The organism is Telluribacter roseus, assembly GCF_017355915.2.
In the GTDB taxonomy this organism is placed as follows: Bacteria; Bacteroidota; Bacteroidia; order Cytophagales; family Spirosomataceae; genus Telluribacter.
On the sequence record NZ_JAFEUV020000002.1, the window covers coordinates 18,779 to 30,875 of the forward strand.

The window sequence follows — 12,097 nt, forward strand, 5'->3', positions numbered from 1 at the left end:
TGTTCAAAGTTAAAAAGAAAGAAGGAGGCGTAGTAGCCTCCTGTTACTTTTGTTGACTGGCTCTGAATAATTTCTGCTTTTCTTCCTTGGTCAGACTCTCGTAGCCAGACTTCGAAATCTTATCCAGAATCGCGTCTATTTCGTCCTGATCGGGCATATCCACGGCTGAGGGCGTAGGAGCCGAGGAGTATAGGGTGGTACTGCGGTACACCTGCTTTTCCCGGTACGTTACGCGCATCGGGGCCCGCCTTCTGAATAGTCGTTGCCAGGCGCCCATCACCGTGTACACCGGCTGTCCCAGGTCAGTACCATTCTGCAGGAGCTTGATGAAGGCATAGCCCAGCAGAGCTCCTCCCAGGTGAGCCAGATTACCACCCGCATTGGGGCCGATCGACTGCGCCAGAGAAAGAATAATATAGAAGAAAGCAATGTACTTGATCCGAATCGGTCCGATGAACAGCAGGTTGAAGGTGTAGTTGGGCAGCAGGGTAGAGGCACCCACGGCCACCGAAAAGGCCGCCGCCGATGCTCCCAGCATACGTGAGCCTACCACCTGGGCCTGAAAGTAGGGCAGCAGATTATAGATAGCCATGTAAATAAGGCCACCGGTGATGCCGCCCAGTATATACAGAGCGACCAGCCGCCGGGCCCCCAGGTATTCGTCTACCAGCCGACCAAACCAGTAGAGGAAAAGCATATTAAAAAGAATGTGAAAAAAGTCTTCGTGGGTGAAGAAATACGTAATGATGGTCCAGGGCTTATAGATAAACTCGGCGGGCGACGCAGGGAGCCGGAGCATATCAATCAGCCACAGGTACACATTAGATGACTGCCCCAGCGTAAAGATTACTTTCACCAGCAGCAATGACAAAAAGACTATCCCGTTGATGAGGATAATCTTGATCAGGGCATTGTCTGATTTGGCAAATTCTCTTTTGAAATCGTCAAAAACACTCATCGCTCAATAAAAGTTTTTACTTTGGGTACCCCAGTACCTCAACAGGATATAGGCGAACAGCATACCCCCGATGTGGGCAAAGTGAGCAACATTATCCGATTGAACGTTCTGTATACCTGCATATAACTCATAAAGTCCATAAAAAGCTACAAAATACTTCGCTTTGATTGGGAACGGGAAAAACAGGAGGAAAATTTCGGTATTTGGGAATAATAATCCAAATGCCATCAAAATTCCGAATATGGCTCCCGATGCCCCAACCATTGGAATGTTAACCTGCTGCTGATAGAGGCTCTGTACAAAGTTGACACTATCCTGAATATAACTCCGGTTAGCAGGGCTTTCTTCAAACTTGTTCAGAAAGTCGAGATTCGCCTGGTACAGCTCCTTAGCATGCCGGCTCATAAAGTCCACCAGCCCTTCGGGAGAAGGGTACTCTACATACGTCTGAACGGCCTCCCTTAGTTGCGTCATCTCATACAAACCTATGAGTGAAAACAGCAGACCAGCTCCAATACCGGTAAAAAAGTAAAAGAAAATAAAACGCTTGGGCCCCCACATTCGCTCCAGCAGCGGACCGAACATGAACAATCCGAACATATTCCCGAACAGGTGCCCCAGGCCGCCGTGCAGAAACATGTACGACACAAACTGGTACGGCAGGAACGAGGCCGACAGGAATGAGTACAAGGCGAACCCCGGCGTCAGGTTGATAATATAAGCATCTATTATAAAAAATACAATATTCAGTATCAGTAAATTACGGACAACCGGGGTGAGCGCTAACATGAATTTCTAAAACAATAGTAAGTACTTTATTAGTAACTGTTTCTGGCCGGATTTCGTTTGACCTACCCCTTAAACAATGCATTGAGCTTGTCCAGAGTCAGCATGACAATAATGGGGTCGCCACCCGGTGTCCGGTTAGGGTCAGAGGAGGCAAAAAGCTGGTCAATCAGGGTGTTGATCTCAAGCAGGGATAGCTTTACCGCGTAGCGGGCCGAAAAACGCCTGGCCAGCGAGCGGGACAAGCTATCGGGCTTGTCGAGCTTCAGGTCCGAGTAGCTTTGCTTAAGCTGCTCGATGAGCTCTTCAAAAAGATCCTGCTCACTTTCGTCGGGCAGGTCGGCCGGAATACCCCGCACAATCAGTTCATTGGGTCCGATTTCATCAAATTCAAATCCGAGGCTACGGATTTCATTCCGGGTATCGGCTACCAGCTGCATATCCGAAGGGCTAAGCCGTACCGTTTTGGGAAACAGCAGTTGCTGGCAGGCGCCGTTGCGCTTGGTCAGCATCTGGCGGTACCGCTCGTACAGAATGCGCTCGTAGGCAGCTTTCTGGTCAATAAGCATAATACCCTCCTTGACCTGCGACAGGATGTACCGGTTGTGCAACTGAAACAGAACGGCATCTCCATCGGGAGCCGAGATGGCCTCTGAGGCAAGGCGGTTGACCTTACTGGCTACGGTCATGGCCTGCTGCTTGTAAGAGGGCCGCGAAGATACCGGCGAATCCAGCTCAATGGCTGCCTGTTGCTCTTCCTCCGGCGTTGACTTCAGCCCCTCAAACAGCTTGTTCCAGTTGGTCAGGTTGTTGCGCTGGCGCTCTGCTCCCTGTTCTTTGGGCTGAGCGGCCCAGTCGGGTTGTACGGGCCGGGGGGCCGGGGGGGGAGCCGGAGCATTCTTTGACGGGATGCGCGGTACCAGAAAGTTCACATTATCCTCGAAGTCGATGGGCGGAGTCATGTTGTACACTCCTACCGCTTTCTTGACGGCAGCCATGATAATGGCGTAGACAGAGCGCTCATCGTCAAACTTGATCTCCGTTTTGGTAGGATGAATGTTAATATCTATATGCGAGGGATCTATCTCGATAAAAAGCACGTAGAAAGGATGGCTTCCCTCGGGAATGGTACCATCATAGGCGCTGATAATAGCATGATGCAGGTAGCTATGCTTAATGTAGCGCTCGTTGACGAAGAAGAACTGCTCCCCGCGGGTCTTGCGCGCGAACTCCGGCTTGCCGATGTAGCCCCGTACGCTTATGTACGAAGTCTCTTCCTGACAGAAAGCCAGTTGCTCACGGTAGTTTTTGCCGAACATATCCACGATGCGGCGTACCAGCTTACCGGGGTAGAGGTTAAAGATCTCAACGTCGTTATGGTACAGCGAAAAGCCCACCTCCGGATGAGCCAGCGCTACCCGCTGAAACTCGTCGAGGATGTGACGCATCTCCACCGAGTTAGACTTAAGGAAGTTGCGGCGGGCAGGTACATTAAAAAACAGATTTTTGACCAGCAGGTTGGTACCAGGCAGCGTAGCCACCGACTCCTGAAGCTTTACATCCGAGCCTTCAATCCGTATCAGGGTACCTATTTCGTCGTCGGCGCGGCGGGTGCGGATTTCCACCTGAGCTACCGCCGCAATGGAGGCTAGCGCTTCGCCCCGGAAGCCCATGGTCCGGATACGAAACAGGTCGTCAGAAGTTTTTATTTTGGAAGTAGCGTGGCGTTCGAAGCACATGCGGGCGTCGGTCTCCGACATACCATCACCGTCGTCTATGATCTGAATGAGGGTCTTGCCCGCATCCCTGATAATGACCTGAATATTGTGGGCGTTGGCATCTACTGCGTTCTCCAGTAGCTCTTTAACCACAGAGGCCGGCCGCTGTACTACCTCTCCCGCCGCGATCTGATTAGCGATCGAATCGGGTAGTAATTGTATGACATTTGAGGTAGTCATGATGCAGATGATCAAAGAGGTTGGTTAGGTTAACAAATTAACAACAATATTTTGTAAGGTGATAGTATCTTTTTTCGAGCGGGCAGCATCAAACGCAAGAAAGATTTGCTATATAATAAATCGTGTTTTATTTTTGATTAAATGAAGAACAATGTGGCCTCTTAGTATAACATTGTGTGAGTGTTTAGGCGTTAATGAATAAAATGTTAGTACTGTAACCCGCTAGTTTGATGAAGACACCCAGTCCAAAGAAATTCAACCATTCCAGGGCTTTGCAGTGGTTTGTTTTTCTGCCGATTATCCTGCCACTCTGTATTGTTTTCGGCGCTGTACAGGGCATAGTGGCTACGGTGGAGAAAATGGCACAGCGCATGTGGTTGGACATGGAATTATGATTCCTCCCCTATCCTACGCAGGCTTATAAGAGAAAAGACTACGGATGAGGAGGAGGGCCTGCTATGCTCAGAGAGCTCACTGGAAGAAATTAACTGCTACTAAGGTAGATTGCTACCGCCTGAATAGCCCGCCCATGCGGGCTATCATTCTTTTCTCGAACTGCCAGAAAAACTCAAACTTGCCAAACAGCCATCCCCAGGCCAGCAGTACTACCTGGTAGAGGGGCAGGATCACCAGGATATTAGCCGTCCAGCGTAGCCAGGCAGCCGCCTGGTCCAGTCCGACCCAGTCAAACAGGGCCCGCTTGATGTACATAATCGAAAAGCCGGTGCAGGCGAATACCAGCAGGATGATGGCTACGTCCCACCCGCTCTGGACATTCCAGCGTTGTTTGAGTTTTTCCCACATACCGCTGCTATTCGTATAGAAAGTCCATATTATCGTCCTTGATCACTTCGTCGTCCAGTAAAAGAAATTCCTCCCAGAACGGATTGGCCGGAACACCGGCCCGGCAGATTATGGGCTCCTTCTTGACCGGGTGGATAAAGTACAGGCGGCGTGCGTGCAGGTTGATACTTCCGTCCGGATTGGGCTTAGGATAGCCGTACTTGATATCACCCCGGATCGGGCAGTTCATACTGGCCAGCTGCACCCTGATCTGGTGCGGACGCCCCGTAATGGGTGTTACTTCCAGCAGATGGTACTTATTTATTTCGCCCAGTACGCGGTACGAGAGCTCGGCACGCTGAGTACCGGGGGCTTCGTAGTCGTAGGCGGTAGTTACGTTTTTTGCTTCATCTTTGCTGAGCCAGTGTACCAGCTTACCCTTCGGCTGGGGCGGCCGGTTACGTACTACGGCCCAGTAGATCTTCTGCACATCGCGCTTGCGGAACAGCTCGTTCATGCGTTCCAGCGATTTGGAGGTACGGGCAAATACCACCAGTCCACTTACGGGGCGGTCCAGCCGATGTACTGTACCCAGAAACACCGCTCCGGGCTTGTTGTATTTCTCGGCTATGTACTCCTTCACCATGTCCAGCAGGCACTTGTCGCCGGTGGCATCGCCCTGCACCAGTATACCCGGCTCCTTATTGACGATGATGAGGTGGTTGTCTTCGTATATAACCTGAAAAGGATATTTTGCCATATCAGTAAGATTCTTTTTCGTTGGGGAATGATCTTCCTTTTACATCACCCACGTAGTTAGAGATAGCGTCGTGCACAATGCTATTGAGATCCGCGTAGCGACGCAGGAAGCGCGGCTTGAATTCTTTGGTAATGCCCAGCAGGTCGTGCAGTACCAGGATTTGCCCATCGGCATGCGGACCTGCCCCAATACCAATGGTCGGAATGGTCAGTTTCTCGGAAACCTGCTTCGTCAGCGTCGAGGGAATTTTTTCCAGTACTACGGAGAAGCAACCGGTTTCCTCGAGCATCTGGGCATCTTCGATAAGCTTATGGGCTTCGGCCTCGGCCTTAGCCCGTACGGTATAGGTACCAAACTTATAGATAGACTGAGGCGTGAGCCCCAGGTGGCCCATTACGGGTACTCCAGCACTCAGAATACGAACAATAGAGTCTCTGATCTCCAGGCCGCCCTCCAGCTTCACGGCGTGTGCTCCTGATTCCTTCATGATCCGGATGGCCGAACGCAGGGCTTCTTCTGAGTTGCCCTGGTAGGAGCCAAAAGGCAAATCTACTACCACCAGAGCCCGCTTCACGGCCCGTACTACCGAAGCCGCGTGGTAGATCATCTGATCCAGGGTAATGGGGAGCGTAGTTTCGTGCCCCGCCATGACGTTGGAGGCAGAGTCACCTACCAGAATCAGTTCGACACCGGCAGCGTCCACAATACCGGCCAGTGAGTAGTCGTAGGCGGTCAGACACGATATCTTTTCGCCCCGGTTTTTCATCTCCTGGATGATATGGGTCGTTACGCGTTTTATATCAGGAGTATGTACAGACATGAGTAGCTGTTAGGAATTAGTTAGTAGCTAAAAGCTATTTGATTAGATGATTTGCAGGTACCTACTTTACAGGTACCCGATATACGGACGACTACCGCCTCAGGAGCCATAGCTCGGGGTTGAGGCGCGTCGTGTTTTTCCAGATCTGAAACTGTAGCTCCGAGGTGCCATCACTATCGCTGGCAACGGTACCGATGGGCTCCCGGGCTTTTACCTTCTGCCCCGTCCGGACGGACACGTTCTGCATTTTAGCGTACACGGTCATGTAGTCACCATGCTGAATGGCTACTACGTTACCCATGCCGGGCATATCCGTTACGTCCAGTACCACACCATCATATACCGCTCTTACTGATTCGCCGCTGCTGGTCTGGATATCAATCCCCAGGTTATCTACCATCACTCCCTTCAGAACCGGATGCGCTTTTCGTCCGAAGTGGTCCGATACGAAGCCTTTGACCGGCCAGGGCAGGCGTGCCCGCGAGGCTGTGAAAGATGACGCCAGCGCTACTTCCTCGTTGGTCATACCTCCAGTGTTAGCGGGTTCTTTCTCGGCGGGAGGGGCTTCGGCTACTACTGCCGGTGTTTCACCAGCTTTGGCAGCGCGTTCGCGCTCCGCCTTTTCACGGGCCAGGCGTTCCCGCTCGGCTCTCTCCCGCGCCTCCCGCTCCCGGCGCTCCCGCTCAGCGCGCTCGCGCATCTCGCGCTCTACCAGGCGGCGGATGGTGGACTCCAGTTGGTTGGCCGCACGGCGACTGGCCGCCAGTTCGGTTCTTAGCTGTGATTCCTTCTGTGATAGTTCTTTTACTACGACGTCCTGCTGTACCTTCAGGTTTTCGAGCTTTTTCGCTTCGTCGACGCGGGTCGTCAGTACTTTTTGCTGTTGCTGTTTTTTAACGGTAATGCGTTCGCGCTTCTGGGCCAGTTGCTGCTGTACTTCTTCCATCTGCTTTACCTGCTCCTGCCGGGAGTCGGTGTACTGCTTCAGGTACTTGTAGCGTAGTACAAACTGGTTGAAGGTAGAAGCCGAGAAAAGAAAGACCAGCTGGTTGAGGTACGCGTTGCGCTTGGATGCCTCATAGATCATGTGGCCGTACTCTTTCTTCAGCTTACCCAGATCGTTGTTGAGCTCCTGCCGGGCTTTTTCCAGATTACGGAGTTCCTTATCCAGAATCTGCAGGTCGTCCGATAGCAGGTCTATCTGTTTCTTCTGGGTAGTTATCTGTTGATTCAAGGCACGCAGCTGCCCCACGCTTACTTTTTTCTGAGAAGATGTTTCCTGCAGAATCCCCTGTATCTCTTTCATCTTGTCCTGGTTCTCACGCTTTTCACGCTCGAGTTGCTGACGGCTTTTCTGAGCAAACGCCTCAATGCTGCTGATGGCTGTCAGGAGCAGGAGTAAGAGTAAACCACGATGTAAAGTACTTTGAAAACGCATGATAATGTTTTTAAGGAGCGTGCATGACCTCCTTCCTTCCCGCAAAGGTAAGCAGACTTAGGAGTTTAGCCCTAACCCATGCCTTATCAATCCCCGTATTTACTGTTTTCTTTTATAGCTGGATGGTATATTAAACGGGAATCCGGGACTCGAGTCGGTCAGTTCTACCTTATTATGTTTGATACGAATGACCGTCTGGTAATATTGCTGGTCCTGCGGTGACTTGACGTCCAGGGTGATCAGGCTGGTGTACGGAAACAGGTAGTTGCTCAACTGCTGAAAGTCTTCGTAATCCAGCGTCAGGGAGTTACGGGAAGGCTGCTCAACGGCCTGGAGGCGTTTGAGCTTGCGGGTGTTCTCGCCGATGTAGTTGTCTATCATGATGCGGCCTTCCTTCTGGCGAAGCAGCAGGTAGTCTTTCTCCCGGCGTACCTTCTGGTCCGGCTCGCGCGGGAGGGGCAGGTTGCCTACAATGAGAGACTGAATAAGCGGGAAGCTCAGCTCGAAGTTAAACTGCCGGCTGATCTGCGGGTAGGTAAAGACAAAGTACTCTTTGTGGAATTTATCGATGAATACGATAGAGTCAGGCGTAATAATGCCACGGGCTACCTCAAACCCGGCTCCGGTTACTGACAGCCAGATCAGGCTGTCTTTCTTGACCCGGAGGTTGACGTTGGCGTTGTCAATATTCTGGGTGCGGCTTTTGAAAGAAAACTTGGAGCGGGCCAGCAGGTAGCTGAAGTTGATCTCTTCTACGTTGATATTGATCTTGCTGCCTTCCTCTTCCGGCTGTCTGGCCGCTACGGTGTCAGCACGGATCGTGTCCGCAGTTACTACTTTGGCTGAGTCTTTTTTACTAAGTACTTCACTGGATTGGGTGCTTTGGGTACGGGGCTTATGACAGGCCGTAAATAACAGGCAGCCCACTATCCCAAACCACCAGATAATCTTACTGTTCATGCAGTGTTCCGGTTGTGATTTTCTTATCGATCTGATCACTTACTTCGCCCTTGGATTTGGCTTTTTTCCACTGTTCCACTGCTTTGTCCCGCTCACCCAGCTGGAAAAGTACATCACCATAATGTTCCAGGATGGTACCACTCACGTTCTCGCTGCTCTGAACGGCTTTTTCCAGATACTGCTTGGCCTTCTTATACTCTTTACGGGTATACAGTACCCAGGCGTAGGTATCCAGGAAGGTAACGTTGTTCTGATGGCGCTGCACCAGCCGCTCGGACATCTGCAGAGCCAGGTCAAGCTTTTCTTTTCTCAGGGATAAGAAATAGCTGTAATTATTCAGGACATGATCGTTGTTGGGGTCCTCTTTCAGGGCCAGATCGTACGAAGAGTCAGATTTGGAATGGTCGCCCAGTCCATTGTAAGCATCACCCAGCTGCGCATTAATGATCGGGATCATCTGTGGGTTGTTATTAATCAGCTTACGGCTTTCTTCCAGAGCAGATACGGCTTTCTTGTAGTTACGCTTGACCAGGTGAGCCGACCCGTTGGAGTACCAGAACATACCCTGGTTGGGGAACATCTCGAGGGCCTGCTCTGAGTGCACCAGCAGGCTATCCACCTGGTTGAGCTCACCGTCGAGCTGCAGCACAGCACCCCACACCTCAAACACGGAGCCATCGATCCGGGCCGCGCGGCTGTACATATCGCGGGCATCAGCCTTGCGGCCCTGCTGCACGAGCAAGTCAGCATACAGTACCAGGGCACGGGCCTCACCGGAGTGCGTTTCTACCAGCTGTTTGGCCAGCTGGAGGGCATCCTGGCGGTCTTTGTCGGTTTTGAGCATAGTCAGGTACCCCGACAAGACTCTTACCTTGGGTTCTGCATCCAGATTGGGGTTTGAGAATACAATACGGAGCTCTCTGTTACACTTCTCTACATCTCCTTTCCGGCGGTAGATGTCGGCCAGCAGTACGTGGGCCTGGGCTTCGTCGGGGTTGAGGCGCAGGGCTTCTTCGAGTGGAGCTACCGCGTCATCGATGCGCTCATTGGCAATCAGCAGCTCCGCCAGCTCGATCCGGTACGATACTTCGTTGGCTTCGGCGTTGATGAGCTTACGCGCTTCTTCAATGGCCTTAGTGAGCTTGTTCTGGCGCAGGTACAGCTGCTGCTTCTGGTGGATAATCTCTTCCGTTACTCCAAGCGTTTTTTCCAGCTGATCATACGTAGCGATAGCCTTATCAAACTGATCGCTGAATACATATACCGCCGCCAGCTCTATACCATACTGGATATTGCCCGGGTCTTTCTTGAGAAGAATTTCATAGACAGCCGCCGCCTCGTGGTACTTGCGCTGCTTGCCGTAAATTTCGGCCAGTTGCTGTCCGTAGAACTTATTGGTGTTGTCGAGCTCGTAGGCCTTAAGGGAGTGCTGTACCGCATCATTGAGCCGGTCCAGCTTCATAAGGGCTGTGGCAGCCATATAGTAGCCAGCGGGGTCGCTGGGGCTTTGCTTGATAAGTTTCTCGAAGATAGGAAGAGCGCGGGCCGGTTCATCCATCATCATGTACTTCATGCCGTCGGCCGTGAGGCTTTCCTCTTCCAGACGGAAGCCCGACACACCACCACTCTTTTCCTTATCGCCGCGCGCTTTGGTACGACGCTGTGCGAAGGCTTCATCGGCGCCGGATGCTACCAGGAGGCCCATCAGCAGGGCTATTTTAAAATACTGTGTTCTCATGTCTGCTAATTATCATACCCGGCTACCCATGCTGAGCCTTCTGTACCAAACAAATATACTATATTAGGCGGCTTACGTAGAAGAACTACTCGTGGTATTGATTGATTTAACTACAAAAGTATCTGAATATTGTTTAACGGCAGCTACGAAACCGTAGCCTCCTGGTTTTGAGTATCAGATACTACTAATAGTATGAACGCTGGAGGCCTTATTGTAGTGTATCAGACTGCCCGATAGGAGGTGTCAAAAAAAGCCCGATAGCTCTTTGGGGCTGTCGGGCAGGTTAACCTAAGTATATTAAAGCATAGCCATTGTAAAGCGATCTACCACTTCATCGGGGTGTACTTCCAGGACGTTGGCCAGTACAAGTAGCACCAGCGTACGGGAAGCCATATTGCGGGGTATACCGGCCGTAGAGGCAAAGGAGTCTACCGTTACGCTCTTCTGTTTATCAAGAAGCTGCATAAGCTTTTGCTCCTTTTCGCCGTATTGAAAGCGGACATCACGTTCCTGGCGGGCCCGACGCATGATTTCCCGCATTTCCTTGCTTGCCTGTACCGAGCGGTCGGCTACACGTACATAGGCGCGGCGATTTCCCTCTTCATCAATGACGTAGTGGGGCTTGTCGGGGCTATGGAGTATATGGAACACAAGTACTTCGCGTTCGTCAGGGAGCTGTACCCGCTCCATGCGGTACCTGATCTCCGGGGTACAGTACTTCTCAATCGCCCGCACCAGTATGTACTCGTCCTCATCGGCGTATTTTAACCCTTTGATAGTTTTATCATCCCCCACTCCAATGAGCAGTTTACCTCCTCCGGAGTTGGCAAAGGCTACGATTTCACGGACAATTCGCTCAGGATGGTTGGACTTAAGCTTGAATTCCAAACGGTCCCCCTCGCCTTGCCTGACTAACTCTTTTAGAGATCGTAAATCCATGACTGTTCGGAATTAAAATGAAGACTGAGCTTTTTAAAGATAGGCAATTCCTTATTTCCTAAAAAGCGCTTATTGAAATATATTTTATTAACAATATTCGTATGAAAATCGTTTTTTCAATAGCTTTTTGTCCCTTCTGGAACCACTATTTTTTGATCCTAAACAGCTATCAACACCCTCTTACCAATCACTATGGAGCTACTACTGAATATACTGCTTATGCTGGGCACTTTCCTGCTGATGGAGGGCTTTGCGTGGTTTACGCATAAATATATCATGCACGGATTTATGTGGAGCTGGCACCAGTCGCACCACGCTCCCCACAAGAGCTGGTGGGAGAAGAATGACCTGTTCAGTGTGATTTTCGGATGTATAGCTACGGCTATCATTATAATAGGAGCGGAGGTGCCTTCGCTGCGTCCTTTGCTGTGGATAGGATTTGGGATTACCTTGTACGGCCTGTCGTATTTTATTTTTCATGATATACTGGTACACCGCCGGATCAGGACCAGGTACAAGCCCAGGAGCCGCTACATGAAACGAATCATAAAAGCACACTACATCCATCATAAGGTACACGTGCGTGAAGGTGCGGAGGCCTTTGGGTTTTTGTACGCGCCGCCCAAGTATGAGCACCAGAAGCTCCATAAACAGGCAACCGACCCGGAGTAGACGACACTACTTATCCGGATACAAAAAGAGCGGCACCGTACAGGTGCCGCTCTTTTTTAGTATTCGTCTTCGTTAAAGAAGAAATCTTCCTTGGTTGGATAGTCAGGCCAGATTTCCTCGATGCTTTCATAAGGCTGCCCATCGTCTTCCAGTTCCTGTAGGTTTTCTACTACCTCCAATGGTGCTCCGGTGCGAATGGCGAAGTCAATTAGCTCATCTTTGGTAGCTGGCCATGGTGCATCCTCAAGATACGATGCTAGTTCAAGTGTCCAGTACATAGTAAAG

Annotated in this window: 13 protein-coding genes; 2 read left to right on the plus strand and 11 right to left on the minus strand. The window is 51.0% G+C overall.

Annotated features, from left to right (window positions below; genetic code table 11):
• Positions 1-43: 43 nt before the first annotated feature.
• From JTN23_RS03215 to mutL, 3 genes are all read right to left on the minus strand, one after another.
• Entirely contained in the window at positions 44-958 is a 915-nt protein-coding gene (locus JTN23_RS03215; protein WP_247232357.1) for a rhomboid family intramembrane serine protease, read from the minus strand.
• Positions 959-961: 3 nt separating this feature from the next.
• Entirely contained in the window at positions 962-1,747 is a 786-nt protein-coding gene (locus tag JTN23_RS03220) for a rhomboid family intramembrane serine protease (RefSeq protein WP_247232359.1), read from the minus strand.
• A gap of 62 nt (positions 1,748-1,809) precedes the next feature.
• On the minus strand, positions 1,810-3,702 hold the full coding sequence (gene mutL / locus JTN23_RS03225; RefSeq protein WP_247232361.1) for a DNA mismatch repair endonuclease MutL: 1,893 nt from the start codon (positions 3,700-3,702) through the stop codon (positions 1,810-1,812).
• Between the two features lie 230 nt (positions 3,703-3,932).
• On the opposite strand from mutL, the gene JTN23_RS03230 reads away from it, so the two are divergent.
• Positions 3,933-4,097 carry a hypothetical protein gene (locus tag JTN23_RS03230; RefSeq protein ID WP_247232363.1) on the plus strand — a complete coding sequence of 55 codons (165 nt, stop codon included), beginning with the start codon at positions 3,933-3,935 and terminating at the stop codon, positions 4,095-4,097.
• A gap of 112 nt (positions 4,098-4,209) precedes the next feature.
• Here JTN23_RS03230 and JTN23_RS03235 read toward each other — a convergent pair whose 3' ends face one another.
• The 7 genes from JTN23_RS03235 to JTN23_RS03265 form a co-directional block, all read right to left on the minus strand.
• Positions 4,210-4,506, minus strand: coding sequence for a DUF6787 family protein (locus JTN23_RS03235; RefSeq protein WP_247232365.1), 297 nt, complete (start codon positions 4,504-4,506; stop codon positions 4,210-4,212).
• Between the two features lie 7 nt (positions 4,507-4,513).
• A complete protein-coding gene (locus JTN23_RS03240; RefSeq protein ID WP_247232366.1) occupies positions 4,514-5,245 on the minus strand; it encodes an RluA family pseudouridine synthase in 732 nt (243 codons plus the stop codon).
• 1 nt (position 5,246) lies between these two features.
• Complete coding sequence (gene panB / locus JTN23_RS03245; RefSeq protein WP_247232367.1) at positions 5,247-6,065, minus strand: 3-methyl-2-oxobutanoate hydroxymethyltransferase; 819 nt, start codon at positions 6,063-6,065, stop codon at positions 5,247-5,249.
• Positions 6,066-6,156: 91 nt separating this feature from the next.
• Positions 6,157-7,503, minus strand: a complete 1,347-nt coding sequence (locus JTN23_RS03250; RefSeq protein WP_247232368.1) for a murein hydrolase activator EnvC family protein — start codon at positions 7,501-7,503, stop codon at positions 6,157-6,159.
• A gap of 99 nt (positions 7,504-7,602) precedes the next feature.
• A complete protein-coding gene (gene lolB1 / locus JTN23_RS03255; RefSeq protein WP_247232369.1) occupies positions 7,603-8,463 on the minus strand; it encodes a lipoprotein insertase outer membrane protein LolB1 in 861 nt (286 codons plus the stop codon).
• Positions 8,453-10,201, minus strand: a complete 1,749-nt coding sequence (locus tag JTN23_RS03260) for a tetratricopeptide repeat protein (protein WP_247232370.1) — start codon at positions 10,199-10,201, stop codon at positions 8,453-8,455. Before JTN23_RS03260 ends, lolB1 begins: the two co-directional genes overlap by 11 nt.
• Positions 10,202-10,498: 297 nt before the next feature.
• Complete coding sequence (locus tag JTN23_RS03265; protein WP_247232371.1) at positions 10,499-11,140, minus strand: AlbA family DNA-binding domain-containing protein; 642 nt, start codon at positions 11,138-11,140, stop codon at positions 10,499-10,501.
• 192 nt (positions 11,141-11,332) lie between these two features.
• Between JTN23_RS03265 and JTN23_RS03270 the strand changes: the two genes are divergently transcribed.
• Positions 11,333-11,812, plus strand: a complete 480-nt coding sequence (locus JTN23_RS03270; RefSeq protein WP_247232372.1) for a sterol desaturase family protein — start codon at positions 11,333-11,335, stop codon at positions 11,810-11,812.
• A gap of 56 nt (positions 11,813-11,868) precedes the next feature.
• Here the strand turns inward: JTN23_RS03270 and JTN23_RS03275 are convergent, their stop codons facing one another.
• Positions 11,869-12,090, minus strand: coding sequence for a DUF2795 domain-containing protein (locus JTN23_RS03275; RefSeq protein ID WP_132122348.1), 222 nt, complete (start codon positions 12,088-12,090; stop codon positions 11,869-11,871).
• Between the last annotated feature and the right edge of the window lie 7 nt (positions 12,091-12,097).